This is a genomic window from Floridaenema evergladense BLCC-F167 (genome assembly GCF_041929205.2).
In the GTDB taxonomy this organism is placed as follows: domain Bacteria; phylum Cyanobacteriota; class Cyanobacteriia; order Cyanobacteriales; family Aerosakkonemataceae; genus Floridanema; species Floridanema evergladense.
Window position 1 is genome coordinate 1,100,588 of sequence record NZ_CM171625.1, and the last position, 26,051, is coordinate 1,126,638.

The 26,051-nt window shown below is 39.3% G+C and carries 24 protein-coding genes and 1 pseudogene; 6 read left to right on the forward strand and 19 right to left on the reverse strand.

The genetic code is table 11. The features are described 5' to 3' along the window. Positions 1–120: 120 nt before the first annotated feature. From ACE1CA_RS05150 to ACE1CA_RS05160, 3 genes are read right to left on the reverse strand one after another with little or no spacing between them, the layout of a single operon-like run. Positions 121–693, reverse strand: a complete 573-nt coding sequence (locus tag ACE1CA_RS05150; protein WP_413277341.1) for a DUF3611 family protein — start codon at positions 691–693, stop codon at positions 121–123. Positions 694–748: 55 nt separating this feature from the next. Further along, positions 749–2,233 carry a response regulator gene (locus ACE1CA_RS05155; RefSeq protein WP_413277340.1) on the reverse strand — a complete coding sequence of 495 codons (1,485 nt, stop codon included), beginning with the start codon at positions 2,231–2,233 and terminating at the stop codon, positions 749–751. Positions 2,234–2,281: 48 nt separating this feature from the next. Beyond that, positions 2,282–2,512 carry a hypothetical protein gene (locus ACE1CA_RS05160; RefSeq protein WP_413277339.1) on the reverse strand — a complete coding sequence of 77 codons (231 nt, stop codon included), beginning with the start codon at positions 2,510–2,512 and terminating at the stop codon, positions 2,282–2,284. Between the two features lie 258 nt (positions 2,513–2,770). Here ACE1CA_RS05160 and ACE1CA_RS05165 point away from each other — a divergent pair, with 258 nt between their 5' ends. Further along, complete coding sequence (locus ACE1CA_RS05165; protein WP_413277338.1) at positions 2,771–4,987, forward strand: heavy metal translocating P-type ATPase; 2,217 nt, start codon at positions 2,771–2,773, stop codon at positions 4,985–4,987. A gap of 65 nt (positions 4,988–5,052) precedes the next feature. Here ACE1CA_RS05165 and ACE1CA_RS05170 read toward each other — a convergent pair whose 3' ends face one another. Next, on the reverse strand, positions 5,053–5,841 hold the full coding sequence (locus ACE1CA_RS05170; protein ID WP_413277337.1) for an SAM hydrolase/SAM-dependent halogenase family protein: 789 nt from the start codon (positions 5,839–5,841) through the stop codon (positions 5,053–5,055). 133 nt (positions 5,842–5,974) lie between these two features. On the opposite strand from ACE1CA_RS05170, the gene ACE1CA_RS05175 reads away from it, so the two are divergent. Next, positions 5,975–6,424 (forward strand): regulatory protein RecX, encoded by a 450-nt coding sequence (locus ACE1CA_RS05175; protein WP_413277336.1) that lies wholly within the window; start codon positions 5,975–5,977, stop codon positions 6,422–6,424. Positions 6,425–6,558: 134 nt separating this feature from the next. Here the strand turns inward: ACE1CA_RS05175 and ACE1CA_RS05180 are convergent, their stop codons facing one another. Both ACE1CA_RS05180 and ACE1CA_RS05185 read right to left on the reverse strand, forming a co-directional pair. Then, positions 6,559–7,104: a Dps family protein gene (locus ACE1CA_RS05180; protein ID WP_413277335.1), complete on the reverse strand. Its 546-nt coding sequence runs from the start codon at positions 7,102–7,104 to the stop codon at positions 6,559–6,561. Positions 7,105–7,539: 435 nt separating this feature from the next. Continuing rightward, positions 7,540–9,114, reverse strand: a complete 1,575-nt coding sequence (locus tag ACE1CA_RS05185) for a metallophosphoesterase family protein (protein ID WP_413277334.1) — start codon at positions 9,112–9,114, stop codon at positions 7,540–7,542. A gap of 376 nt (positions 9,115–9,490) precedes the next feature. Between ACE1CA_RS05185 and ACE1CA_RS05190 the strand changes: the two genes are divergently transcribed. From ACE1CA_RS05190 to ACE1CA_RS05200, 3 genes are all read left to right on the forward strand, one after another. Continuing rightward, on the forward strand, positions 9,491–10,546 hold the full coding sequence (locus ACE1CA_RS05190) for a glycosyltransferase family 9 protein (protein WP_413277333.1): 1,056 nt from the start codon (positions 9,491–9,493) through the stop codon (positions 10,544–10,546). A gap of 127 nt (positions 10,547–10,673) precedes the next feature. After that, positions 10,674–11,750 carry a glycosyltransferase family 9 protein gene (locus ACE1CA_RS05195; RefSeq protein WP_413277332.1) on the forward strand — a complete coding sequence of 359 codons (1,077 nt, stop codon included), beginning with the start codon at positions 10,674–10,676 and terminating at the stop codon, positions 11,748–11,750. Positions 11,751–11,780: 30 nt separating this feature from the next. Next, on the forward strand, positions 11,781–12,989 hold the full coding sequence (locus ACE1CA_RS05200; RefSeq protein ID WP_486517665.1) for a PucR family transcriptional regulator: 1,209 nt from the start codon (positions 11,781–11,783) through the stop codon (positions 12,987–12,989). A gap of 172 nt (positions 12,990–13,161) precedes the next feature. Here ACE1CA_RS05200 and ACE1CA_RS05205 read toward each other — a convergent pair. The 8 genes and pseudogenes from ACE1CA_RS05205 to ACE1CA_RS05240 form a co-directional block, all read right to left on the reverse strand. Next, positions 13,162–13,245: pseudogene (locus ACE1CA_RS05205) on the reverse strand (DoxX family protein); the annotation flags it as partial. Between the two features lie 14 nt (positions 13,246–13,259). Beyond that, complete coding sequence (locus ACE1CA_RS05210; protein WP_413277330.1) at positions 13,260–14,108, reverse strand: glycosyltransferase family 2 protein; 849 nt, start codon at positions 14,106–14,108, stop codon at positions 13,260–13,262. Positions 14,109–14,127: 19 nt separating this feature from the next. Further along, positions 14,128–14,904, reverse strand: a complete 777-nt coding sequence (locus tag ACE1CA_RS05215) for a class I SAM-dependent DNA methyltransferase (RefSeq protein WP_413277329.1) — start codon at positions 14,902–14,904, stop codon at positions 14,128–14,130. A gap of 109 nt (positions 14,905–15,013) precedes the next feature. After that, complete coding sequence (locus ACE1CA_RS05220; RefSeq protein ID WP_413277328.1) at positions 15,014–16,678, reverse strand: hypothetical protein; 1,665 nt, start codon at positions 16,676–16,678, stop codon at positions 15,014–15,016. Next, positions 16,675–17,037 (reverse strand): hypothetical protein, encoded by a 363-nt coding sequence (locus ACE1CA_RS05225; protein ID WP_413277327.1) that lies wholly within the window; start codon positions 17,035–17,037, stop codon positions 16,675–16,677. The genes ACE1CA_RS05220 and ACE1CA_RS05225 overlap by 4 nt, the downstream gene beginning before the upstream one ends. 142 nt (positions 17,038–17,179) lie before the next feature. After that, positions 17,180–18,166, reverse strand: coding sequence for a radical SAM protein (locus ACE1CA_RS05230; RefSeq protein WP_413277326.1), 987 nt, complete (start codon positions 18,164–18,166; stop codon positions 17,180–17,182). A 24-nt stretch (positions 18,167–18,190) separates the two neighbouring features. Continuing rightward, the gene (locus ACE1CA_RS05235; protein WP_413277325.1) at positions 18,191–18,694 is read right to left on the reverse strand and encodes a DUF1622 domain-containing protein; all 504 of its coding nucleotides are present in this window, start codon (positions 18,692–18,694) and stop codon (positions 18,191–18,193) included. A 59-nt stretch (positions 18,695–18,753) separates the two neighbouring features. Beyond that, on the reverse strand, positions 18,754–19,746 hold the full coding sequence (locus ACE1CA_RS05240; RefSeq protein ID WP_413277324.1) for a glycosyltransferase family 2 protein: 993 nt from the start codon (positions 19,744–19,746) through the stop codon (positions 18,754–18,756). 12 nt (positions 19,747–19,758) lie between these two features. Between ACE1CA_RS05240 and ACE1CA_RS05245 the strand changes: the two genes are divergently transcribed. Next, positions 19,759–20,394 carry a metallophosphoesterase family protein gene (locus ACE1CA_RS05245; RefSeq protein WP_413277323.1) on the forward strand — a complete coding sequence of 212 codons (636 nt, stop codon included), beginning with the start codon at positions 19,759–19,761 and terminating at the stop codon, positions 20,392–20,394. Here the strand turns inward: ACE1CA_RS05245 and ACE1CA_RS05250 are convergent. The 5 genes from ACE1CA_RS05250 to ACE1CA_RS05270 form a co-directional block, all read right to left on the reverse strand. Then, a complete protein-coding gene (locus tag ACE1CA_RS05250) occupies positions 20,362–22,098 on the reverse strand; it encodes a carbamoyltransferase family protein (RefSeq protein WP_413277322.1) in 1,737 nt (578 codons plus the stop codon). The two genes, ACE1CA_RS05245 and ACE1CA_RS05250, sit on opposite strands and share 33 nt — an antisense overlap. Continuing rightward, a complete protein-coding gene (locus tag ACE1CA_RS05255; protein ID WP_413277321.1) occupies positions 22,086–23,180 on the reverse strand; it encodes a glycosyltransferase family 9 protein in 1,095 nt (364 codons plus the stop codon). Before ACE1CA_RS05255 ends, ACE1CA_RS05250 begins: the two co-directional genes overlap by 13 nt. Positions 23,181–23,247: 67 nt before the next feature. Then, positions 23,248–24,438 (reverse strand): lipopolysaccharide heptosyltransferase II, encoded by a 1,191-nt coding sequence (gene waaF, locus ACE1CA_RS05260; RefSeq protein ID WP_413277320.1) that lies wholly within the window; start codon positions 24,436–24,438, stop codon positions 23,248–23,250. Further along, positions 24,435–25,448 carry a bifunctional heptose 7-phosphate kinase/heptose 1-phosphate adenyltransferase gene (locus ACE1CA_RS05265; RefSeq protein ID WP_413277319.1) on the reverse strand — a complete coding sequence of 338 codons (1,014 nt, stop codon included), beginning with the start codon at positions 25,446–25,448 and terminating at the stop codon, positions 24,435–24,437. The genes waaF and ACE1CA_RS05265 overlap by 4 nt, the downstream gene beginning before the upstream one ends. Continuing rightward, positions 25,435–26,034 (reverse strand): D-glycero-alpha-D-manno-heptose-1,7-bisphosphate 7-phosphatase, encoded by a 600-nt coding sequence (locus ACE1CA_RS05270; protein ID WP_413277318.1) that lies wholly within the window; start codon positions 26,032–26,034, stop codon positions 25,435–25,437. Before ACE1CA_RS05270 ends, ACE1CA_RS05265 begins: the two co-directional genes overlap by 14 nt. Positions 26,035–26,051: the final 17 nt, after the last annotated feature.

The following is a 26,051-nucleotide window of genomic DNA, read 5'->3' on the forward strand; positions in this document are numbered from 1 at the left end:
ATACTCAGGCAAGTAGTTTGACGAATAACAATTTTGTTTTTGTCTAAGTTGTATTGGCAATATCAAGGAAAGGGAATAGGGAATCAATTTTTCTCTTGTTCCCTGTTTCTTGTTTGGCGATTAACCTTTTTTTGTCAAATGAATTTGTTTTAGCAACCAAAAAGTAATGAACAGTCCAAGACTTTCAGCGGTAATCATTAAAATGCTCGATTGCACCACAAATATATCTAAGGGTTCAATCAGTTGATTAGTTTGATAAATTGCTCCTCCACTAGGTATAGTTAAGACTTTAAGTACTAAAGTAGTGGTAATAATTTGGGCTGCCAGTATAGTAAGCAAAAGCCCAATAAAATGAATTGTAACTCCAGTATGGAGAATGTTACGAACTTCGTCTGCACTACGATGATCGATCGGATTAGGAGAAAGTAATTTTTGGGCAATCTGAATATAATGAAAAAGCCAGTAGATGCTAATTCCTAAGACAATTAATCCTGAACTAATAGAAATTAAGCCGAATCCCGATTTAAGATTAATGTTAAAGTTAGGATCGACAATTGCTATCAATATGATGATGAAACTAACTATGCTCAAAGTAAGTTCACCACCAAAACCAATCCAGCTTACTAAACGCATTTGATTGGCAAAGTGTTCTCTAGTACTTGGATTAGGAAGGGAATTTGCTTGAATTGACATTGATGTTTCTCCAAAATAGGTTATATGAGTAAATTTCCAGAAAATCCTACAATCTTTAAATTTTAGTCAGTTTTTGGCTGCGTCTAATCCGGTTAATAACTTGAGTAGACAATTCTTCTGGTACGATCGGTTTTGTTAGATAATCATCCGCACCACAGGCAAATACTTGTTGTACTGTTTGGCGATCGGTTTGCACGGTAAGAATTAAAATTGGCAACCAACTCCACTGTTCTGTATTGCGAACATTTTGACATAGTTCTAACCCGCTAATTTTAGGCATATTGATATCTAAAATTAGTAAATTCGGTTGCACAGTTTCCAATACTTGCCAAATTTGCGTCGGGTTTTCTAATGTAGCAACTTTGATTCCCACATCTTCCAATAGTTGTTTAAGTAAAATGAGAACTGTGGCATCATCATCGATCGCCAATACGCGAATCTCTCCACTATCAGTTAAAGGTAAATTCGGCAAAGAAGCTAAAAAATCGGTTTGGGTTTCTTGATTAGCAAAATTCACTGGCGATCGTTCTAATTCTAAACGTAAACTTCTCACTAATTGGGAGAGCGAATCTAAGTTAATTGATAAAGGTTGATTTTGTAAGAGAATTTCGATCGCTTTAGCAATATGAGAAGCTGCTTCAAAACCAAAAGTTGCTACTGTACCTGCAAGCTGATGAGCACTTTTTTGTGCTGCTTGAAGCTGGTTGATATCTGAGATTTTAGATTGCAAACTTGTCATAGTTTCTTCCAGAATCTCCAAGTTTTGAAACACTCCCTCTTGAATATTTTGCCAAATTTGGACGATCGCTTCATTTAACTCTTTACCTTGAGCAGGAGACAAAGAAGAACTAGCTAACGAACTTTGTAAAAAACTTGGATTGATTCGATAACCATGTCCATAAAGTGTTTCAATTAAATCTTCTGCTCCCACCTCTTTTAATTTGTTGCGAATCCGGCGAATATGAGATTTTACTGTATCCTCAGTTGGCAGTTTATCCAATGTCCAAAGATGATCGACAATATCAGTTCGGCTAAAAACACGACAAGGATGGCGCAGAAACAACTCTATTAATAAATACTCTTTCCGACTGAATGGTAACACTTTTCCATTCCAAGTAATTTCCCGCATTTGGGCATTGAGACGAATACTACCGCAAGAAAGAATGTCTTTTGATTCTTCTGTTAATCGACGGGATAAAACACGAATTCGAGCTAGTAATTCTTGGATATCAAATGGTTTTACTAGATAATCATCCGCTCCACTATCTAATCCTATTAGTTTATCTGTCATTGAATCCCTTGCCGTCATCAGCATCACTGGAACTTGTTGATTGTGTTCTCGCAAGCGACGACACAAACTAATTCCATCTAATTTGGGTAGCATTACATCCAGCAATACTAAGTCGTATGAAATGATATTAATCATTTCCCAACCCATTTCACCGTCAGATGAAACATCCAAAATATAGTTCTGTTTACTGAGAACGGTAGTCAATGCCTTTGCTAAATTTTCGTCATCTTCAACTAGTAGAATTCGCATATTATCCCTATATTTCACTCAAATCTATGAGGAACTTACCGAAAATTCCTATTCAGATTCTGGATTTGTGTAGGGATCGAGGTTAGGATCGACTTCTGGATCGGGATGCGGATTTGTATAGGGTTCCAGATTGGGGTCTGCATTCAGATCCGGTTCGGCATCTGTGTAAGGATCGATGTTAGGATCGACTTCTGGAGCAGGATGCGGATTTATGTAAGGTTCGGTGTTAGGATCTACATTGGGTTGAACATCATTAGAAGTAGGTTCGGTGTTACTCATTAGTTTGTAGCCTCTCAGTTTAGCTTGGTTAATTGCAAATGCTTGTTTAAAATTAAATTTTAGTATGTAAGTTCGGTTACTTAAACACATTTTATTAGACATTTAAACTTTATTATGGAAAAGTAACAAATTAGTGACAACTGAAAACTGAGGGGATATTGTTTATCTAAATTTCTCTCTTTAGGCTGGTAAATTTAGATAAACAAGTAAATAAAACTATAGAAGCATACCAAAAATAGTTTAGTATAGTTATTTTTTATGTCCCATTCACCCCTGACGATCGATCTGGCAAACGATCGCACTACTCCACCAGAAAATTTGCCCGTTGCATATTCGATCGTACACGCCGCAGGGGGTCGTCTGAGAATTAGGATTCCCCGGATCAAAACCGATCGAGCTTACAGCAAAAAATTGAAGATTTTGGTGCGATCGATTAAAGGTGTTTCCAGCGTACAGATTAACCAAAAAATCGCTTGCCTAATAGTTGAATGTCCCCTGCATCTCTCACTCGCTACGATTCGAGAGCAGGTAATTGCCATAATTCAGGAAGTCGATCTATTAGAAGTCAAGAAAGAATCGCTGTTGCTAGAAGAAGGCGAAGTCGGACAACTATCGGAGATTGATTGGATCGAGCGTCTGGGATTACCCATTCTCAGCTTAGGTTTAGCTGTGTTAATGGAAGAGTTAGCCCTTCCAGTACAAGTGCTGCTCGTTGGTGGAGTTTTGGTAGCAGCGGCGTTACCATTTTACGATCGCGTAATTCAACGCACCAGCCAACAAGGACACTTAGATGCTGATGTACTGGATGCTTTATGGTTAGGATTCTACGCCATACAAGGAAAATTTGTAGCTCCTGCCTTAATGTTAAGTTTAATTGAAATTGGTGATGCCTTGCGTGATGCCACAGCCCGCGTGCGCGAACAACAGGTTTCTGATTTGATACAGAGTTTCAATCAGTACGTGCGGGTAGAACGGGAAGGGATAGAGCAGGAAATTCCGTTTAAAGAGTTAGTTTCAGGCGATCGCGTCATTGTCGCTGCCGGAGAATGGATTCCCGTGAGTGGTAAGATTCTCACAGGTTCCGCCTTGATTGACGAACACAAATTAACTGGAGAATCTCAATTAGTTTCCCTCTGGGAAGGGCATCACGTCCAAGCAGCAACCCAAGTTGTAGCCGGAAAAATTGGTATTTCAACCGCAAAGATTGGCGCAAATACCGAATTAGAAATGATTGTAAAACTGTTGCAATCTGCTCCCATCTATGATACCCGTGTAGAAGATCGGGCTGGCAAAGTCGCTGATGCCGCAGTCGTTCCCAGTTTAATGGCAAGTGGCGCACTGTTTGCCCTCACCCGCGATCCCGTTCGCTCTCTCGCCCCACTGCACCTTGATTTTAGTCATGGAATCCGCATTGTCACCCCTTCCACAGTGCTGGCAGCCTTGACTTATGCAGCCCGTCAGGGAATTTATATTCGTAGTGGTCGAGCATTGGAAATGTTAGCTCGGATTGATGCGATCGTCTTTGATAAAACTGGCACCTTAACTCAGGGTAACATGGCTCTGATTGACATTAGAACCACTGCTCCTCATATCTCAGAAGTAGAGGTGTTAAAAATCGCCGCCTCAGCAGAACAAGGCAACTCTCATCCGATCGCCCGTGCCATTCTCAGCTATGCTTTAGATCGACAAATCGAGCTTCAACCCTGTGAGGTACAGGATTACCGCATCGGTTTGGGTGTAGTAGCACGAATGGGAGATCGTCAGATTATTGTGGGTAGCGATCGTCTATTCCAGCAAGAAAACATCGATCTCACCCTGCTGCAACCTAATTCTGCTGATTTCCAAAACGAGCGCTTTGCTAGAATTTATGTTGCTCAAGACAGAGTATTATTAGGAGCGATCGCCTACACAGATACCATTCGCGCTGAAGCAGTCGATGTAGTTGCTTCTCTGCAACAACAAGATTATTGGGTAGGGATGCTCACAGGCGATCGATTGTCGATCGCAAATGAAACAGGTGATTTATTAGGCATTTCCCAAAATCACATTTATGCAGATACATTTCCCGATCAAAAAGTGGAATGGATCGCCCAATTAAAAAATCAAGGAAAGCAAGTTGCTTTTATCGGAGATGGAATCAATGATGCAGCTGCTTTAGCCCATGCAGATGTTTCTATTTCTTTTGCCAGTGGGATAGAAATTGTCCAAGAAACAGCTGATGTAATATTGTTAGAAGATGATTTGCAGGGAGTTCTGCGGGCAATTACGATCGCCAAACAAGCCACCGAATTGATCGATCAAAATGCCGCAATGATTTTAATTCCTAATGTTACAGTTGCGATCGCTGGAGTTCTCTGTCGCCTCAATCCCCTGTTAAGCGTCATTATCAGCAATGGTGCAATTGTTGTTGCTGAACTTAACAGTTTCCGCCTACTATTCATCGGTGACAATCACAAATGTAGGGGCAATTCATGAATTGCCCCTACATTGTCTCTAGAAGAGTTTCAGTAACACACCGTTAATTTCTGGAGATGTTTAATTTAAGAAAGACCAGTTACGGTTTGATTTAAACGAGGTCTACCAAAACGTTCCCAAGCATTACCACCGCGCAAAAATAGTTCCATCCAACGAATAGTTTCTCCGGTTGCTGTTTCCCATCCTGAACTTCCGGGCGAAAATGCTAAAGTCCCTTCAGGAACGCGAAAACTGCCATCGGAATATATAGCATCGCTGACCACATCTCCGACTCGAATTACTACTTTTTCTTCAGGTTTTAAGTTAATTGTGTGTGCAGGAATGGTGGTTTTGATGTTACCATAACCATCAATCCAAGCTACTCTGTCTGTTGGTGCGTCGGGGATTTGTTCGGGGTGTAATTGCTCTCCTAAAAGGCTGAGATCTCCTTTGGCGATCGCACCTACAGCAGTAGGAAATACGTCGCGCGATCGAAACTGCGAACCTCCCCTAGAAACTTTTATACTATGCAAAACATGGGCATGATTTTTAATAAAAGAAAGGGTGTATCCGGCAAAAACTCCGACAACTTTCACATCATTAGGTAACAAAGCATAAGTTAACCCTTCCCCCTCATTATTTTGTCTCGCTTCTGGGTTGTCTTGTCGCGGAGCACAGTTATGATAAATTAACCGATTTTTTGGCCCTTTATTTAAACCCAATTGCGCCACCCAAAAACCCGTTGCTAAAGTACTAAAAGGCGGTACTGAAAAACAGTGAATCTGCGCTTCCGGTATTTCTGCTATCAGACGTTGAATTACTTCTGTAAAAGCTGGATCGCCATTCCCGTAATCTGCAATTAAATTGAGCAACATAGTATTTTTACCACTAACATTATTCCTTGAAATATATCTAGTATATTTTAGCCATTGCCTGAATTTAAAGTGTTACAATATTAACTATGAAATAATCTTTTCATAACTTTTCTTTAATTAATGAAGGTTATATATGACTTGCATTGATTACTTTTATCTGCTTTTGGCACGTCGAGAATATAGCACTCGTGAGTTGGAAAAAAAAGGCAAAGAAAAAGGCTTTGAAGAAGGTGAAATCGTCGCAGCTATTAATCATTTACAAGAGCTTGGTTATCAATCAGATGCTCGCTTGGTCGAAAGTTTAATTTCCTCATCTCAAGGAAAGTACGGCAAGTCTATGATCAAACGTAAGTGTTTGGAGAAAGGTATTTCTAGCGATGTATTTGAGGAAGTTTGGTCAGCACAAGAAGAAAATGAAGAAACAGACGATCTAACTAATTTAAAAGCTAAGATAATGCGGAAATATCACATTACGGATTTTAGCAATATTGACCCAAAAACTAAAAGTAAGTTAGTTAATTATCTTCAGTATCGAGGGTTTAATGCTTGGCAAACTTTAGCGCAATGGCAAAAAGATGAATAAGGTTTAGCTAGTACTTGGTTGCAGCAAATCTTTTTGTAATACAATTAATTTGAGCCGATTTAATAATAAAAAGCAGGGGGCGTTACCAAAATAAGTAACGCCCCCATCTGCTAACTAAGTAGTGTGAGAAAAAACTATCTGCTATTTGCTTCTACAGGAACTCTTAAATCAGAGGATAGTTTGCCATCTGGGGAAATTTGCTCTCCTTCAATAAAGGAACGCAACATCCATGCCATTTCCTCATGTTGTTCCATCAATCCTGTTAAGAAATCAGCTGTACCTTGATCGTGGAAATTTTCCGCGCATTGGTCTACGTGGTCGCGCAAATTGCGGATAATTTGTTCATGGTCTGATACTAGGTTTTCTACCATGCCATAAGCATTAGGTAAAACTCCTGCTTCTTCTTTAATGGAAGAGTTTTCTAGAAAGCCTTTAGCTGTGCCAATTGGATAACCACCTAAAGCACGAACTCTTTCCGCGAGTGCATCAATGTTAGCTGTTAATGCTGTGTATTGTTCTTCCCACAATGTATGCAGAGAACGGAATTGTGGGCCAACTACATCCCAGTGATATTTTTTGGTTTTGATTAACAGTAAATAAGCATCTGACAGGTCATGATTTAATAAATCGATGACACCTTGACGTTGTTCTTGGGACAAGCCGATATTCAATGGGCGCATAATTTTGATGTTTTCCTACACTGTTTCCTAAATATTTATTGCAACAAATTTAGGTTGGGAGTCGCATCAACCAAATGGGAGATAAAATGTATTTTATCCATCAGTATTAAGAGCGACTAAGTATAACTTATTCAGTTTAGATATTTACATTTTTTCTGTCTTTTAGTGGATGCAATAATATTTTAAAAGTGGCAGATTTAATAATTTGAGAATATATTTTAAAAGCCCTTGCGACTAAAGTCGCGGCTATACAGACAAAACCTGCCTACGCAGGTTATCAGTCCACGCAGGCGAACTTTTGCGACTAAAGTCGCGGCTATACTCAGATCTTGCACCAAGAGGCAGAGCCTCTATTCTTCGTTCCCAGGTTGAACCTGGGAACGAGGATCAGGGAGGTTCCACCTCCAGGAGTGCAAGATCTGAGTTTAAATTTATTCAAATCTCGAAGGGTTTGACTTGAGTTTCGTGCCATTGCTGTTGATATCTTTCCGCGACAAAGGGACGAATCAGGAATTTAGGAGGAGTTCCCGATCGCACATCCACCCGCAAAAAAGAATAAGGTCTGCGTTTGTGATAACCTTGACCGCTACGACCGATAAAAAGTAGCGATCGTGCCACAGTCCGAACACCTTTTCCAGGTGAATTTTCTAACTGTTCAGTTATTTCTAAACCTTCCTCTCTTTGCCGACGCAAACTATAACCACTTCCGCCACAAATAATCCAATTAATGTGTGAATCAGCGTACCCTGTATTCATCGTGCGGAGATATTCTAAACAGTGAGCATGACCTGTTAAAACTAAATCTACCAAAGGACGATCGCCAGCTAAATTACCTACAGCTTTTGCCACTTCATCTAACACCTCACGCAGGCGATCGCGCACGGCTAAAGTTTGTGATTGATACCACTTTGTTTCTTCAGTAACATAAGGTGGATGATGCAAATAAATTATTCTGCCACGCACTGAATCTGTATACCAAGACTCTATTAATCTTTCTTGTAACCAGTTTAATTGTTCCCAATCAATCGTCACTTCTCCTCTGGCATTTAAGTGTTTATCCACATCTTTTTCAATTTCTTCTAATTGCTCCAATTTAGTGCGTAAATCATCTACTCTTTCAGCTTCTTCTGGGCGATCGCAATTCAGAGAATTCATAGTTTGCAAAATTTCTTGCTGTTGTCGCCTTGCCTCAGCACGTCGTTTTTCTAATATGCGGCGATTTGCTTCTCCCTCAGCATCTTTCGACAAAGGTAAAGGAAAATTGAAAGTATTAGAATCTAAAGCAAAGAAATCAATTCCCCCAGAACGAAAACTGTAATAACGATTCGGTAATCGAGTGAATTCTTTAGGTTGATAACGCAAACAACGACCTGTTTGAGAATTGGCGTTGTAATAGCGATCGAGATGTTTCTCTAACTGTTCTCTATTATCAATATCTAATAAATAATCTAAAAAAGCTTTGGCATAACCTTGTCCTTGAAACGAACCATGCAAACCAGCATCAAAATCAAATTGGGAACCAAAAAGACGACGTAGTGGTAATGCTGTTTGTGCTAATAATCCATAAACTAATGGCAAATCATAATAATCGTGATTTCCCGGTACAGGTAGAAAAGGTTGATTAAACAACATTCGATCGTATTTAATGGTTTGGGGATTTTGCCCATTCACTAAAAATTCTCGATAAGGTTCAATGAAATTTGTGTAATAGTACTCGCTAGAACCGACTAAATAAACTACATCACCTGTATGAAGCACAAATCGACAATCATCTCGATGCTGTAACATAAGTTCCGCAATTTTGCGTTGGGGGTGATGTTCTTGGTGAGCACTAGAACCACTATCCCCTATAACAAGAAAAGAGTATTCTGGCTGGTCTTCTTGACCATCATCAATTACTAACTGAGTTTGATCTATTCCCCGTTTCACAATTATTGGTTCTTGCCATCTGACTCTTTGTTTCATTTTTTGGATTTTCATCCAAACGGGAGGATCTGATACAAATTCCATAATTGTTAGCTAGATAACTTTAATTTACTTGCCGATTAACCCCATTATCAGCTTAAAACTTTTACTTGGGCTGGTACAGATCCTTGGGAGGGACATCACAGGAAGTGAAACCTTCCAAAGCCTCTTGGTGCAAGATCTGAGTAGGGGCCATGAATTGCCCCTACCCGGTTGTAATTTACGAATTTCTCCTACCCAGTGGTAAATACCCTGATCTCTCTAAAATTAACTCTTGAGATAGAAGTAGAAGCAGTATCTAGAGGCTATTTTACTTAACAGCAAAGAATTTCACTGGCTAACTCAAGGGAATTTGGGCTTTGTCGTTGAATACTCTCTTGGGTTAACTTTGTCCTATTGATGTTTTTACCAGCTGTTAAGTGTGAATCAGATTCCTGAACGTTTCTTCCACTCTGCTAAAACCTTACAGTTTCGTCCCCAGCGAATCGTGGTTTTACGTGCTTTGGTAGGACTAGGTGATTTTCTGTGCGCTGTTCCGACTTGGCGATCGCTACGGATGGCCTTTCCAGAGGCGAAAATTATTCTGATTGGATCGTCTCAGATTCAAGCGTTGTTCGATCGCTTCCGCCATTACCTCGATGAACTCTGGCTATTTCCGGGGTTTCCCGGATTACCAGAGTTAACACCCCAACTAGAACAGATTCCCCTGTTTCTGCAATACGTCCAAAATCAGCACTTTGACTTGGCGATGCAAATGCACGGCAGCGGCACTATTACTAATCCGCTAATTAAGCTGTTTGGTGCCCGTGTCTGTGCGGGGTTTTTCGCGCCTGGGGAATATTGTCCAGATGAAAGTTCCTTTTTGCCTTACCTCGCCCATGAATCAGAAGTGCGGCGTTATTTAAGGCTTTTAGAATATATCGGCATACCTTCTCAAGGTGAGGAATTGGAGTTTCCGTTAAGGGAGGAAGACGGACAGGCACTCGAAGAAATTCCAGAAGCACAAGAATTACCAGCGGGCAAATTTGTCTGCATTCATCCCGGCGCGAGTACGCCGCTGCGTTGTTGGTCGCCAGCTGGTTTTGCAGCGGTGGCAGATGCCTTGGCGAATTTGGGTTTCAGGGTGGTACTCACAGGTTCGCAATACGAAATCGAGTTAACCCAGTCAGTAGCCGCTAAGATGCAAGCTGATAGTTTGAATTTGGCAGGTCGTACTAATTTGGGTGCTTTGGCAACTTTGTTAACCCGCGCCCGGTTGGTGGTTTGCAATGATACTGGTGTTTCTCATTTAGCAGCGGCTTTAAAAGTTCCTAGCGTGGTGGTGTTTACGATTTCCGATCCCGATCGCTGGGCACCATTAAATGACGTTCTCCATCGCGCCATTTACGACTCTTCAGGAGTTTCAACAGATATGGTAATTGCTCAAGCTTTGGACTTAGTTAAGGGAGTAGAGAAAGAGGAGCAAATTTCTGTGTAAAAATGCCGAGCGAAAATCTCCAATCAAGGTAGAGACGTTGTATACAACGTCTCTACAAAAGTTCTACAGAACGCATTTAATTTTTGAAGAAGTGTTGTAATTTCCACTCTTGCCCAAGGAGATGCAAATGTTACCCATTGAGTGGCAAAATGTCCAACGTATTCTGGTAGTTCGGTTGGATAATATTGGCGATGTAGTAATGCTTAGTCCAGCTTTAAGGACTTTACGTTCTCATTTACCAAATGCGTCAATTACTTTAATGGCATCTCCGGCTGGCAGTCAAGTTGCGCCTTTATTACCTTGGGTCGATCGCGCGATCGTGCAGAGAGTTGTTTGGCAAGATGCGAGTTGGGTGATGCCGTTAGATCCCGCTAGAGAAGAAAGTTTAATTGCCAAAATTAAGGCGGAAATTTTCGATGTGGCGCTAATTTTTACGAGTTTTTCCCAATCACCTTATCCGCCAGCATATATTTGTTATTTGGCTGGAATTCCGCTAAGGATTGGTCAATCAAAAGAGTTTGGCGGTAGCGTACTTTCTCAATGGGTGAAGTCGTTGCCAGATGATTTTCATCAAGTCGATCGCAATTTATTCCTGTTAGAATCTGTTGGTTTTAAAGCTGAAGGTCGCCATTTAGAATTATCTCTAACTGAGGAAATGCAGAGGGATGGCGATCGCTTACTTTTTAATGTAGGTATTGCCCCAAATCAGCCTTTTATTATTTTAGCTCCCGGTGCTAGTTGTGCGGCTCGTCGCTATGATATCGAGCGTTTTGCTACTGTCGCGTCAATGTTAGCTGCGGAAACTAAGTTAAAAGTTGTGGTGGTGGGGAGCGATCGAGAAACTGAATTATTCAAACCTATTTTAAATCAGAAAAATGTTGTTTCTTTAGTTGGAAAAACTTCTATTCCAGAACTAGCAGCAATTGTCAAACGTAGCAGTTTAGTCATAGCTAATAATTCGGGAACAATGCACATAGCTGAGGCTTTTTCAAAGCCGATAATAGTTTTATATTCTGGTACTGAATTAGAAAGTCAATGGCAACCAAGAAATGCCCCAAAAAAACTTTTACGCCGTTCTACAGAATGTTCTCCTTGTTATGGATTTCAATGTCCTTATCAAATGGAATGTTTAGATATTTCACCTGATGAAGTTGTTAGGGAAGCGGTGAAATTATTGGAAGAATCATTATTAATCAATTGTTAGATTTAGGAAAAACTTAAGACAATTAAGGGGGTGAATTGCTTGAAGATAGTAACTAAACAATTCCAACGAATTGCGAATATTTTAGCAGAGAGAGTTGCGGAACTTTTGTGTGCTGCGGTGTTAGTGGTGGATGATGGGGGAAATGCGATCGCGCAAACTCCCCACAACACACTTTATCCCTCATTTCCCACAGCAATTCCTTTAATTCGCATCCCCATTCAAATTGCTAATGATACAGGCGAAGTAATCATTGCCAAAACCGCAGAAGGCGAAAACATTTCCCCACGTTTAGCCCAAATGCTAGTAGAAATGATCGTCAATCAAACAGTAGCAGTCGCTCAATTACCTGCCCAACATGAATTAAAAAATAAATTTATTCACGACCTACTTAGCGGTGCAATTATTAACGAAACAGACATTTTACGCCAAGGTCAAATATTAGGAATGGACTTCACTCGTCCCCGTGCCGTAATTTTAATTGATGCCGCAGATTATATTTTACCTTCCATTAGCAATCATGAAATTAATGATAAATGGATTTGGCAAAGAGCGCAACATATAATTAACAGTATTGTCAGTTTTTTCCATCTTCCCAATGACACAATTTGCGCTTATATTGGTAATGGCGAAGTAGCAGTTTTAAAAGCAAGCAGCACCCAAGATTTAGTACTTTGGGCTAATTCCGAAGACGAATATAATCCTTCTTGGGCAAATTTAGTTGCCTTAAAAAGGGCAGGTTCAGCATTAATATCAAGATTAACATCAGACACAAAAACGGCAATTAGTATTGGTATAGGTCGCCATCATCCCGGAATTCAAGGATTAGCGAAATCTTATCAAGATGCCTGTGCAGCAGTTTCCCTTGGGCGACGATTTCAGGGCAAAAACAAAGTGCATTGTTTAGATGAATTGGGAATAGCAGCATTTATCGGAATTGCTGATGAAAATACTAAAATTGATTTAGCAAAGCATTTACTTAGTCCTTTGGAACAAGAAAAAGATTTAATCAAAACCTTAGATGCTTTTTTCTTAGAAAATTGTTGTCCTTCCTCCACAGCAAAACAACTTTCTATTCATCGCAATACGCTTAGTTATCGCTTAGAAAAAATCACTTCTTTAACCGGACTCAATCCCCGAAAATTTGATGAAGCAATGCAAATTCGTCTGGCTTTGTTGTTAGGATGTTTGGGAGATAATTCTGGTCAATTGTGCAAAGGTACAATGCCAAAAGCATCTTGAAGCAGAATTGCAGAGTTTCGGGCATCAAAGGTGCGATAAGCTGCTGCTAAGCTGTCACGCATTTAAATCACTTATTAAGATTGCAGGGGAGCAGGGGAGCAGGGGAGCAGGGGGGGCAGGGGAGAGAATTAGACGAATTTTCTTCTGTTTCCAAACAATCCAATTTAAATGCGGAACAGCTTACACTAACTAGGGGAATTAATAACCCAATCCCGCCTAAAATTTCAAAAAAACCACTGATATAAACCAACTCAAATAAACAAGTATACATCATCTGAACAAAGGAGTATCTTCTGGTGTATATTTTTTAATCATTTCGGGCAAAAGATCTAAGGCGTGTCCGTCAACTGTTCCCTTATCATTAAGTACGGTTGATGGCACTTCTGCATGATAGGTTCCTGAAGGAATAATGGCACATCCGCCCCATTTTCGCATTAAAATATTTTGGACTAAAACTTCTTCTCCCGAATGATATCTTGGCAACTTTGTCCAAAAGGAAAAACCGCCAATTTCTAATAATTTTTCTCGATCGTAAAGGATGCAAGAAGCAATCCAAGCAACTTTATAAAGTCGAGTTTCTCCTAGTGGTAATCTCTGATTCACATGATATAAATTTGCTGCTCGATGTAACTGCCATCTTTCCCATTGTGGAGAACCGGGATTAACAATTTCTGGATGTACGGAACCTTCCCAAAATTCAACAATTTGTTGCTGAAGACGCACATCTTCACGATAAGATAAACCAGTGGGAAAAGCGCCAACAAAACCGCATTTTTGAGTTATCAAAGTTTGCCAAAGTCGATCGACTACCCAAGGTTCCATAAATACGTCATCGTCGAGATATAAAACGCTGCCAGCAGTGGCGCGATCGAGCAAAAAATCGCGTTGTTCGGTAATTCCTTGGGAAGGAAAGCGATAATGATATTCAACAGAACCGCCTCTAGTTTCTATTAGGCGGGTTATGGTTTTAACTATTGGTGAATTTTCAACAGTTTGGGAACTTTGATCGGCAATAATTACATGAATATCTGTTAATGTTTGGGATGCTATACCGGAGAGGGTAAAAATTAGGGATTCTAAGCGGTTACAAGTTGGAAGCAAAATATCGACAGTTGCCATGATTCGGAGATGGGAAAAATTAAAGGTTAATATCAATTTTTCTGGCTACAATTAAGCGACCTCCACCAGTTGTAGAAGTGGCAAGATCTAAGTGAGAAAACCACTCTGCCATTTTATCGATTGTGGATGGTGGAATGCGTCGCCAAACAACTCCAAAAACCCGTTTTTTAGCAATCCAAATTTGCTGCAAAAGTTCTAAAACATCCCAAATACTAACTAATTCCCGGTTTAAAATTGGTTGAATTATTTCCACTTTAAAACCTACTTTTTCTAAATGCTCTGTCCAGGTTTTTACAGACCATAAATTTAGGTGTTGTAGTTGACGGTTGCGCCAATTGGAGTAGGGTTTAATGGGTAGGGTAAGCCATTGACTGAAGGCTTCTGTGGGTGTGGTTGAAATTAATTTTCCACCGGGTTTTAAGATTCGGGCAACTGTCTGAAGGATGAGATCTAATTCGGGTATGTGTTCTAATACGGAGTTACTAATAATTGTGCTGATGCTGGCATCGGGAATATTTGCTTTTTCAAGGGGGAGGGGGATTAGGCGATCGTATATTTTGCGACTTTCTGCTTGAATTAATGCGGTTTCGTTGGGATCAATTCCGATTTCAACTTGTGGTAATACCATTGAGGTTACTAAGCCATCTCCACAGCCTAAGTCTAGGATAGGGCGATCGTATTTTTGTTGCCGTAAAACTGCTATTTCCGCTGCCCGCCATAAGCCTAATGATGGCCCTTGTAATTGTAGTAATTTGCGGAAAGTTTCGGTGTCTAAGTGCAGGGGAGGAGAAGTCATATTTATAAAACTTCTAAATCTAAGGTAAAAGAGTTGTTTTCATCTGCCACATAATCCAACACTATTTTATGGTCAAATGTTGATGTACTGTGTAATTTGCTTCTTGCTTTTACCAGTATTCAATAAATATTTTTAACCAAGATTCTAGTGTTTGAGCACGTCTTCTAGCTGTACTTTCTGAAAGTGAGGGACATACTTCAGTTAAGAACGTAACTGCTGTTTCAGGCTGAATTTCTGAAAGATCGTTTGCACTTTGCCAGTTAAACCATGCTGCTCCAACATTTGATGATATAAATTGGTAAGTTAGGAATCTCATTTTTGCTTCTATTGAAAGACGGTTAAGTATAGAACAGGCAGTAGTTGGTCGCCCACGTTCATCAGCAAGACCAAGAATTTCTACTGCTCTTCGATAGTAAGATAACTGTCTGTCCGTAATTCCTTCTATTTCTGAGAACTTTTGTCGAACAATTTGTGGCGACGATGGATATTGAATCAATAGCGATGCGAAATCTAAAACTCGTTCAAGGTTGTCAGCTTGTGGAACGTCACGAGAGAGAACCCTAATATTGGGCTGGACAGACTCTTGAAAGTTGACTTTATCTATATCTTCTGTAGAGATTGATCTAACAACGCGCAATTTTGGATCATTAGTAGAAACAGCCATGTATACTCGCAAGTCGTCTTGTTTTAATCTTGCTACACAGTCTCGCCAGCTATCAGCCAGAGATGAGTTGTTTTCATTTTCTCCATTATATTCTATTGAGGAAATAGATTTGATTGCTGTTGCAAGCTCGGTTGATTGATTAGAATTGAGACTTATGTGAAGAATGATTGTCCACGATCCTGGAATTGCCTGTGCAGGAGTAAATTTGGGCAATTTAGATATACTAGGAATTACATCTGCAACTTCTTGAAATAATCGCTCTAACTTATCAATTGCACTAGCAACAACTGACCAAGAGTTATTTTCTTTAGGATTATTTATCCGAACTGCAACTGATAAGCCATCATCACCAAGGATTGTTCCAAGTGCTGCAAGAGATGAAATAATTAGTCGAGATATATTCTCTTTTGTCCTTGAATATTTTTTTGATTCTGTATCATTATTCAAAATTTTAGAAGTATAGATTTTTTTTAGCAAATCACTCGCCGCAGACCAAATACGTTCATCAGAATATTTCCGATCATCTGCTGATTGAAAGAATGTATCCAGTCCTTCAGCCCATTCATCTTTTAACTCCAAATCATCTACCTTATCCAGCAGCGACGTAGTAAGAGATTTAAGCTCTTTAAGTTGCTTCTTTGTACGAGGAGCTTTTGCATAACTCTCTCCCCAAGTAGCGATGAAGTCCAGAGTTTGTTCAGCAATAAGCGGACTTCCTTCAGAAAGACTAACCTGGAAAAAAGAGTCTAATGCAGGAGTCAGTAAGGCAAAAATAGGTAATTCCCAATTTTCGATACAAGAGGTAAGCCCAAGAATACTTATTCTTGATGGACTATCAGGAGTGATGTTCTGTCTAGATAATACTGCTGCAAGAAGTAGCCAGATCGCTTCAATGTTGACTTCCTCATCCTTCTTCAGAAGTTCACGTCCCAATACTCCCAAGCCTATTTCTAAAGCGTTTTCCGATCCCAAAGCCAGTAGTGCCGCAAAATCTCGAATACTGGCATCCACCGCTTTTAGGTTGTTGAGGCTTTTTGCAACTTCTTCTCTGGCTCCGTCAATATTGCCGGAGTCTAACAATTGTTGTACGTTGGCGAGGATAGTTGTCATTGTGGTTCTTGAAAAGGGACAAAGGTCAGACCACTTATAATCTCAATATCAACACGAACACTATTATACTTACGCCTATCACGCTTAGGATCTTGAAATGAGGGTGGCTGGGCTTCAGGGCCAACACCACCTTGCTCACTCGCCTGTTTAACAAAACGTCTAGCCTTAGCAAAGGGGACTTTTCGTAGTTCTTTTTGATGATCGCTGCATTGTGCTTCAATTTTAGCAAGAAATAATAAGCCTTCTCGATCGCTAACAGGGTTGTCTTGTGCCCAAGAGCAGCTGTAGCCACCATGCTGCTCGATATCTTCTCCTTGAGCTTGTACCCTCCCTCGATATGGTGCTGGTGAACTGGGCATATCCTCCCATCAAATCTGACTAATTAACTAAGTATATATTGTAACTTTTTATCATATAACTGAGTAGAAGTATACAACAATTACTCGTCGGACACTGACCCTACGGGTTTAATGTCCGAGTAATTGCTGCGAACGAAAAAATTCAAAAAGTACCTGAATAAATGGAACAAGAACGACAAATTTCTGGCGGTTCATCTGAGGCTAATTTATCTCGAAATGACTGATAATCTTTGCTGTTCCAAGTGTTATCAACTCCTTGTTCTGTTACGTTGCCGAAATTAATGCGATCGGGCGTAGAAACCATACAACAAGGCATTGCATAACCCTGATAACTAATATAAGCACCTCTCCAAGGCCAATCACATCTTTTTTGTCCAGGTGTCCCTGGTGGATGCAGGCGTGGTTTTGTTCGAGGTAAACGCAAATTAACACCCAAACTTTGGGCTAAACTTCTAGCTTCATTAAAGTAATATTCTACTTTTTGGCTATCTTCTTCTAGTAGCGTTTGTGATTGCACAAACTCTCGCATTGGTTGATAAGTTGCTGGTAAAGTTGACTCTCCAAAATCATGACATAAATGCTGCACAAAAAACTGTTCTACTGACCATTTATTTGCTAACTTTACTAACTCTGGTAATTCATGTAAGTTTTGCTGCATGATTACCATTACTAGGTGAATATGGGGAGTTTTACTAGCAAATTTTTGCCGCTTTTCTAAGACTAATTCTAAGTTGTTAACTACCTGTTCAAAATTGGAACCAACACGAATTTTGTTATAAGTTTCTGCGATCGCACCATCAATGGAAATATGGAGGCGATCGAGACCGCTAGTAACACATTGTTCAGCACGTTTTTGATTTAAAAGGGTCAAATTGGAGTTAGTTGTAACCCGAATTCCTTTGTTAGCAGCGTAAGTCACCATATCAAAAAATTGCGGGTGCATCATCGGTTCACCTAATCCCTGAAGATGCAATTCTTGTAATGTAGGAAATTGCTCAATAATCTGAGTAAAAGTCTCAAATTTCATCAAAGCTGGAGGGTTATCTTTACGAAATTGAATTGCACACATTTGACAGCGTAAATTACATTGTCCAACTGGTTCAATTTGTAAATAAGTGGGTAGTTGCATGATTTTCACCTAATTAAATATTGATTAATTGAGAGATTCATTTGGATATTTATCAGATTGATTACGCTGTTCTACTTGCTGAATTTCTTGTTCCAAAAAGTAGTTAAGTAAAGTTCGTAAAAAAACAATGGTAGCTAAGTTTAAAATATCTGGTCTAGTGGGAGCAACAACTGTACGCAAGATGTCAGCAGCTACGGTAAATTCTAGTCCTAAAACTAGGGTACGACCTAATCGTAATCTAATTGATTCAGTGCTGTCCAAGCGTTTTTTTGAACGGGAAAATAAACTGCCAACATAAGCAAAAACACTGCGAAAAACTCCAAATCCAATAATTGCTGCGGCTGCGATTTCTGCACCAGCAGCTAAGTAACTAACTATTGGATTGACCCAAATTTCAACAGGATTTACTGCTACAGATTCTTTGGTTGGTTGTTCTATGTCGAGGTTAAGTAATAGAACTAAACCTAGAATTAAGGATAATGGGACTAAAATATTCAACCATGAATTTGGGGAAGAGTTTCGTTGCATTTTTTTTTATGATAGTTTTGCATTAGTAAGTATAAACTATCAAATACCCATTAGTGAAGTTAAAGAAAAAACACGCGAAATTTAACGGCACCGAAAATGCGCCAAAATAGCGAGAGAAAGGGTATTAGTAAGGATGTGAAAATCATTTCGGCAATATGTTTTGGGGTATGAGATGTTTGCTGTAATCTTTGCATACAGAAACGCCCAGTCATTATTGTCCATATCATCAAAGCAATAACAGCGACATATAGATGTTCAGTTAAAATTGTTAACAGAAATACAATAAGGGAATTAACTATTAAGTAATAATGCCAGGGTGCGATCGGTTGCAGCTTTTCTTTATATAATTTAGGATGTTTTTTATAAAGTAAAGCGTTAAACATACTTTTACTTTGCTGACTTAAACTAATTCCCCAAGGTGCGGGTCTAATTGGATGAATTACGATCGCATCTGGCGCATAAACAAATTTGCCACCTTGTTTTAAGAGGGTAAAAAATAAGTCGCTGTCTTCGCGCCAAGGCATAGTAAAACGTTCGTCAAAACCGTTTATGGATGCGATCGCTTCCCGACGATAGAAACAATTAGCTGTGACAAATTCCGCTTTTTCTAAACCAGCAGTACTTAATTCATAATCAGTTGGCGGGTTTGGCAAAGGCACAATTATTCGTCCTCTAACTCCGATTATTTCATCTTTAAAAGCACTAATTCCGGCTTTTAACCAATTAGAATCGGGTATACAATCATCATCGGTAAAAGCAATAATTTCGCCACAAGCTGCACGCCAACCAATATTTCTAGCTGCCGCAGGGCCATGTTTTTCTGTTACTGGAATGTAGCGCAATAAAGGTGTGTTTTTCGTCTCTCCAGGGATGTAACCGATGCGTTCTAACCAATATTCAACTAATCTTTTTGTTTCGTCAGTTGCGGCATCGTCAGCGATAATTATTTCGTAGGCGGTGCGATCGAAGTTTTGCTGAGTAAGTGCAGCTAAACAATGATTTAAAAGTTCAGGGCGTTTAAAAGTTGGTACTACTATAGAGACAAGGATCATTTTGCTAAAAGTATGGAAAAAATTGCGATTATTTCTGATATTCACGGAAACTTTTCTGGACTACAAACAGTTATGACAGACATAGAAAAGTGTGGATGTAACAGAATAATATGTTTGGGTGATTTGGTCGATGGCGGAGATTACAATGATGAAGTTGTCAGATTTTTGCGAGATAATCACATTGCTTGTGTCCGAGGTAATCACGATGAATTTAATGATTTGAATTTGGCTAAAGATGTACAAGACTTTATCGATTCCCTTCCTAATGAAATAGTAGAATTAGATAAGTTTTATACTCATATATCTCCTAGAATTAAGAAAAATACAATCAGCAATCCGGTTGAAGCCTGGAATGTATTTGATGAAATCTCTTACAGAATCGTTTTTGTTGGTCATGTTCATGTTCCTTTGATTTTTGGGGAAAAATGTGAAGAATTTGGTTCATCAACGGTTTATGAATTTAACTATGGTGAACCATTTCACTTAGATCTTAAAGACAGGTATATAATTTCCGTTGGTGCGGTTGGTTATGGGCGAGATCGAATTAAAAAACTACGCTATGTAATTTATAATCAAACGGAAAATTCGGTTGAATTTAGGGCGGTTGATGGAGAATTACTCCCTTTGGGATTTTGGGCATTTTTCTAATAGAAATGAACCGATTATTAAAGCATCCAGGGGTGAAGTCCAAAAACATTCGATCGCATCTCGTGGCGAACAAACAATTGGTTCACCTCTAGTATTAAAAGAAGTATTCACTAAAACAGGAACTCCAGTTCGCATTTGAAACGCTTTAATTAAATCATAATAAAGGGGATTTTGTTGACGATTAATCGTTTGAATTCTGGCAGTACCATCTACGTGACGAACTGCGGTAATTTTCTCAGCTTTTTCTGGCAAAACATCGTAAATAAACAACATAAATGGAGAGGTTTTTGCATTAGTAAACCAATTAGCTGCTTCTTCTTCTAAAACCACAGGTGCAACGGGTCGAAAATCTTCACGATCTTTAATTTCATTTAATTTTGCTTGCATTTCTGCATCAATTGGTGAGGCTAAAATTGAACGTCCTCCTAATGCCCTGGGGCCAAATTCCATGCGACCTTGGAACCAACCAATAATTTTATTTTGCGCTAAAATTTCGGCAGTTTCTTCAGCAATGTTTATCAATTTTCGATAGGGAAGTTTCGCCCATTGTATAAATTTTTCTATTTCGCGATCGCTGTAACTTGGGCCAAGGAAAACGTGATTCATCTGGTAAGAACGGTGATTATTTTCACCTTTTTTAGCATCAATCCAAAGGGCTGCACCTAAAGCAGTTCCCGCATCTCCCGCAGCAGGTTGTACCCAAATGTTCTTGAAGGGACTGCGATCGCGTATTCGCGCATTCATCACACAATTAAGGGCGACACCTCCAGCCATACAAAGGTTATCTGATTTAGTGATTTCATGCAACCAATTAGCAATTTGTAAAACCGTTTCTTCCAATACTAACTGTAAAGAATGAGCGAGATCGTAATGATGCTGTTCTAAAGGTTCTCCTTTCTGGCGTGGTGTTCCAAAATGCTCTTTTAATTCAGGTGTTTTTATAGTATATTGACCATTGGTTTTTAAAGTGATAATTTCTCGGAAATAATCTACATATTTGGGTTGACCAAAAGATGCTAATGCCATTACTTTGTATTCATCGGAAGAGTGGAGAAAACCCAAATATTCTGTAACTTGTTCGTAGAGAATTCCCAGAGAATGAGGCATATTTACTTGCCCTAAAAGTTCCAGTTGATTATCCTTACCAACAGCATAGTTTGTAGTAGCTTTTTCTCCTCTTCCATCCAGAGTTAAAACAGCAGCTTCTTCATAAGGTGAAGGGTAAAAAGCACTAGCAACATGGGCTAAATGATGGGGGACAAAATGCCATTGTAAATTATTTAATGAAATGCCTTGAAATTGGGCTTTTAAATGATGGGGAACTCCGCCTACTAAATGCCTGGGTGCGTTGACAATATAGGACAAAAATAGCGGTTCCCAAACTGATTCCCATTCGGCGGGTATGGGTTGGGCGCTTGGTTCTAAAGGTAAAGTAATTGTTGCTTCATTACTGTATTTTCCTAGCGAAATAAATGGGTCGTAAGAGTAGGCAATCTGGTCAACTTCTGTGAGAATTATTCCCGCTTCTTGCAAGCAATAATTAATTGCATGAAACGGTAATTCATAAGTAGAAAAAGGGATGGGGCGTTTAGCGTGTTTGATATGAGTAAAGCGTTCTTCTTCTGCTGCGGCAATTACTTGTCCATCTTTTAATAAACAAGCAGCGGAGTCATGATAAACTGCATTAATTCCTAATGTGTACATGATTCAATTTTGTTTAAATGAATGGGTGTTTTTAATAAATCTAAAGCTGAAGTAATTACCTGTTCATCTGGTACTTCATCAACGAAAGAAACTCGATGTTTACAAGCAGTTTCAGTGGTGCAATCTACGCCACAAATCGGGCAATTTAAACGCCAAGAAATCGCCGGACGATGACGAGTGCGAGTAATTTGACCAGCAGTAATTAAATTGCCACACCAGTAAATTCCAACTGTTGCTGTACCTACTGCTGCTGCAACGTGCAAAGGGCCTGAATCATTGGAAATTAACAGTCTACATCGAGATAGTAACCCTGTTAAACCATTAAGGGATAAACGATCGCAAAGATTTTCTGCTTTAGCTTTCATACTGTTAATTACTCCCTCGACAATATCTCGTTCTGATTCAATTCCGGTAACAACAATTTCAGCACCAAAATTGGCTAAAGTATCTCCTACAATTGCAAAATTTTCTATTGACCAACGGCGGCGACGATCGCCTGCACCAGGATGTAAAGCTACGAGAGGTTTATGACTTTTAGGAACAACTTGTTCGGCTTCTAATAAATCCGATTTTGTGACAATTAAAGATGGTTCTAATTCGGAAGTTTTGGCACCAACTAAGGCGACAACTTCTAAGTAACGTAAGATTTCTGGTTGATAGTAAATGTAAGGTATCCAGCGGTCTAAAACAGGTGCGTCTGGGGTACGCAAACCTATGGTCATTTTCGCACCTAATTGTAAAGTAAAGGGGTTAGAATTGCGTCCGCCACCATGTAATTGAATTGCTAAATCGAAGCGTTCTTTTTGCATTGCCTCTAAGAACATTTTTAACTCTGTTGGGTCTTGTTTAATTTCTGATTCGTTACCAATACCTCCTTCGGGAATTACAATTACACGATCGATCGCACCCGGTCTATTTGCTAAAAATTCTTTGTGCCAACTTCTAGCTAATAGGACAATTTCTGCTTCGGGATAGGTCGATCGCAAAGCATTTAAAGCAGGTAAAGCAAAGATGAAATCTCCTAAAGCATTGGCGCGGAGAACAGCAATTTTATAAATGTTTGGTAAGGGATGATAAATCATTTTATTATTAAAAAATCAAGTATTAATATAAGAATGCAATAAGTGGGAATCAAAATATCGACAGTAGTCATTTCCAAATCTCCTTAGCAGAACTTAAGGGATTAGTAACTAGTAATTGAAAAAAATATTGCCCATTCACTAGTCCTGTAAGAGAAGAGTTTGGTAATTGTTCAACACCAGTTTTGGTATTTTCATAAAGTTCCCAAGCAGCACGTACAATTTCATCGGGAGTCACTAGTTTCAAACAATTATTATGTCCTTCTGGACAGATGCTTTTATAACAAAATTTGCAAGAAACATCGTGAAATAAAACCCGATTAGGAACTGCCCAAGGTGTATGCTGAGGATTAGTCAAAGCGTAAAGGTCAACAACTGGAGTACCCACAGCAGCAGCAATGTGAACTGGGCCAGTATTATTAGAAATTAATAAAGGTGATAGTTGAATTAATGCTGCCATTTCTGTTAAATTAAGACAGCCTACAAGGGAATAAGAAGTAACATTAATTGCCTTTTGGATAGTTTCAATTAACTGCCTTTCTGGTTCAGTTCCGGTTAACAATACTTGAAAGTTTCTATCTAAAATTAAACTGCGTGCAACTTCGGCAAAACCTTCTGGTGGATAACGTCGTGATGCAGCAGTAGCACCAGGATGAATCACTACCCAAGGTTTTTCTAAGTTAATATCTAATGATTTTAAAATATTAAAAATTCGGTAACGTGCTGCTTCGGGAACTTGCAATGAAATTCGCTGATTATTTGTGCTACAACCAACAGTTGTTACTAAGTCAATTTGTCGTTGAACTTCGTGGCGAATACCGTTAGATGGTTCGGGATCTAAAACCCAATTTGTAAGTAATTGATAGGGGTTTTCATGACAATGGGCGAGTCTTAAAGGTATATCTGCTAAATAACATAAAAAAGCTGAAGGTAAAGGATTTTGACTAAAAACTGTGAAGATAACCGCAGCATCAAATTTACTTTGTCGCAGTCGTTCTACCATTGCAAATTCGGGGCTACTATTTGCCATTAATGCAGTGGCTTTCATCCAAGGTGCATCGTAAACTATTACATCATTAATTTCGGGGATAAGTGAGGCAATTTCTTTGCCGGAAGGCGACGTTAAAAGGGTAATTCTTCTGCCTGGAAGCGATTCTTTTAAGGCGCGAATAGCGGGAGTTGTCATTAATACATCGCCGATCGCATCGAGTCTAACACAGAGAATATTTTTTGCTTCATTCCAGTTATTTTCGGTAATCATGCTACCTCCAGAGGAGTTTTTTTCATCTTATTTAAATTGCTGAATAATTGCTGTTGTAATTCTGCAAAAGAACAGGTTGCTGTGCCTTGTTTAGCAACAACAATTGCGGCAGCCATTGATGCTATTTCTGCCGCTACATTTGCCGAATTACCTGATGCTAAAGCCAGGGCTAATGCGCTGATAAAAGTGTCGCCTGCACCTGTAACATTGGCGTGATTTATTGGTTGTGCAAAGGTGCGATAAGGTGAGTTACCTTGTGCAAATATTAAAGCGCCATCGCTATCAAGGGTAACAGCGGCAATTTTGGCACCTGTAATATCTAAAATTTGTTTTCTGTTTTGCAGAATATAGGAAATGCGGCTTTGGTTTTCTGGTAATTCAGTTTCTCCTAATAAACGCATGGTTTCTTGATAGTTTGGTTTGACTGCGGTAACGCCAATTTTGCGGTAAGCAGCGAGATTTTTTGAGTCAACTACTAAAGTTTTGGGGAAGTTTTGTTGGAGATTTGCGATCGCCTCAATCAAGTTAGGTGTTAAAATTCCATATCCATAATCGGAAATAATCACTACATCAGACTGAGGAAATAGTTTATGCAAATCTTTAATCAATCTTTGTTCAATTTCTAAATCAATAGCGTTAGTGCTACCTTGGTCAAACCTTACTAATATTTGCCCAGCAGAAATTACTCGATGCTTTGCTAAAGTGCGGCGTAATCTTTGGCGCAAAATATATTCTTGGCTAACACCCTGTTCTAATAAAGCCTGTCGCAAAATATTCCCTTCTAAGTCATCGCCAATCACCGAAAGAAACCTGACATTAGCGCCAAGAGTACGCACATTCAACGCAGTATTAGCAGCACCGCCCGGAACATTTTGACGATGAGTTAAAGTTACAATTGGAACAGGTGCTTCTTGACATAAACGATCGGAAAATCCTTCTAAGTAACTATCAAGAATCGCTTCACCAATGACGAGTACATTTATGTTTTTAAAGGCATTAATGAAAGGCATAGCTTGTCATTTTTGATTTGGGAAAAACAACACTTTTACTGATAATTTTCTTGGCAGCATCATTAATATCGGTAGCAACATAGTCTGGCATTCTCCTTGATGTAAATACCCATTCAGTTTCATTGCCGTTATTTATTAAGATGCTTTTGCAACCTGCACGATGTCCGGCTTCTACATCATTGAGAATGTCGCCAATAAACCAAGAGTTTTCTAAATTAATGTAATGTTCTTTTGCAGCACGGAGAATTAAACCAGGTTCAGGTTTGCGACAGGAACAGCTAATTTTGTATTCGGATATTTTTCCCTCTGGATGATGGGGACAATAGTAAAAACCAGTTAGCTTTATACCAATTTCCGCTAATAATTGAGTTAATTTCAATTGCATAGGCAATAGCTTATCTTCGGAAAAGTAGCCTAAAGCAACCCCAGATTGATTGGAAATTACTATTATTTTGTAACCTGCTGCTTGGAGCGATCGCAATCCCTCCACCGCACCCGCACTTAACTCGATTAAATCGGGATTGACGTTGTATGACACATTAGGAATTAAAGTACCATCTTTATCTAAAAACACGGCTCGATTCATCGTTTCTCACTCCATAC

Excerpts from the sequence above, each read along its gene's own strand:
- ACE1CA_RS05150 (WP_413277341.1), bottom strand. The coding sequence starts at position 693 with ATGTCAATTCAAGCAAATTCCCTTCCTAATCCAAGTACTAGAGAACAC.
- ACE1CA_RS05155 (WP_413277340.1), bottom strand. The coding sequence starts at position 2,233 with ATGCGAATTCTACTAGTTGAAGATGACGAAAATTTAGCAAAGGCATTG.
- ACE1CA_RS05160 (WP_413277339.1), bottom strand. The coding sequence starts at position 2,512 with ATGAGTAACACCGAACCTACTTCTAATGATGTTCAACCCAATGTAGAT.
- ACE1CA_RS05165 (WP_413277338.1), top strand. The coding sequence starts at position 2,771 with ATGTCCCATTCACCCCTGACGATCGATCTGGCAAACGATCGCACTACT.
- ACE1CA_RS05170 (WP_413277337.1), bottom strand. The coding sequence starts at position 5,841 with ATGTTGCTCAATTTAATTGCAGATTACGGGAATGGCGATCCAGCTTTT.
- ACE1CA_RS05175 (WP_413277336.1), top strand. The coding sequence starts at position 5,975 with ATGACTTGCATTGATTACTTTTATCTGCTTTTGGCACGTCGAGAATAT.
- ACE1CA_RS05180 (WP_413277335.1), bottom strand. The coding sequence starts at position 7,104 with ATGCGCCCATTGAATATCGGCTTGTCCCAAGAACAACGTCAAGGTGTC.
- ACE1CA_RS05185 (WP_413277334.1), bottom strand. The coding sequence starts at position 9,114 with ATGGAATTTGTATCAGATCCTCCCGTTTGGATGAAAATCCAAAAAATG.
- ACE1CA_RS05195 (WP_413277332.1), top strand. The coding sequence starts at position 10,674 with ATGTTACCCATTGAGTGGCAAAATGTCCAACGTATTCTGGTAGTTCGG.
- ACE1CA_RS05210 (WP_413277330.1), bottom strand. The coding sequence starts at position 14,108 with ATGGCAACTGTCGATATTTTGCTTCCAACTTGTAACCGCTTAGAATCC.
- ACE1CA_RS05215 (WP_413277329.1), bottom strand. The coding sequence starts at position 14,904 with ATGACTTCTCCTCCCCTGCACTTAGACACCGAAACTTTCCGCAAATTA.
- ACE1CA_RS05220 (WP_413277328.1), bottom strand. The coding sequence starts at position 16,678 with ATGACAACTATCCTCGCCAACGTACAACAATTGTTAGACTCCGGCAAT.
- ACE1CA_RS05225 (WP_413277327.1), bottom strand. The coding sequence starts at position 17,037 with ATGCCCAGTTCACCAGCACCATATCGAGGGAGGGTACAAGCTCAAGGA.
- ACE1CA_RS05230 (WP_413277326.1), bottom strand. The coding sequence starts at position 18,166 with ATGCAACTACCCACTTATTTACAAATTGAACCAGTTGGACAATGTAAT.
- ACE1CA_RS05235 (WP_413277325.1), bottom strand. The coding sequence starts at position 18,694 with ATGCAACGAAACTCTTCCCCAAATTCATGGTTGAATATTTTAGTCCCA.
- ACE1CA_RS05240 (WP_413277324.1), bottom strand. The coding sequence starts at position 19,746 with ATGATCCTTGTCTCTATAGTAGTACCAACTTTTAAACGCCCTGAACTT.
- ACE1CA_RS05245 (WP_413277323.1), top strand. The coding sequence starts at position 19,759 with ATGGAAAAAATTGCGATTATTTCTGATATTCACGGAAACTTTTCTGGA.
- ACE1CA_RS05250 (WP_413277322.1), bottom strand. The coding sequence starts at position 22,098 with ATGTACACATTAGGAATTAATGCAGTTTATCATGACTCCGCTGCTTGT.
- ACE1CA_RS05255 (WP_413277321.1), bottom strand. The coding sequence starts at position 23,180 with ATGATTTATCATCCCTTACCAAACATTTATAAAATTGCTGTTCTCCGC.
- waaF (WP_413277320.1), bottom strand. The coding sequence starts at position 24,438 with ATGATTACCGAAAATAACTGGAATGAAGCAAAAAATATTCTCTGTGTT.
- ACE1CA_RS05265 (WP_413277319.1), bottom strand. The coding sequence starts at position 25,448 with ATGCCTTTCATTAATGCCTTTAAAAACATAAATGTACTCGTCATTGGT.
- ACE1CA_RS05270 (WP_413277318.1), bottom strand. The coding sequence starts at position 26,034 with ATGAATCGAGCCGTGTTTTTAGATAAAGATGGTACTTTAATTCCTAAT.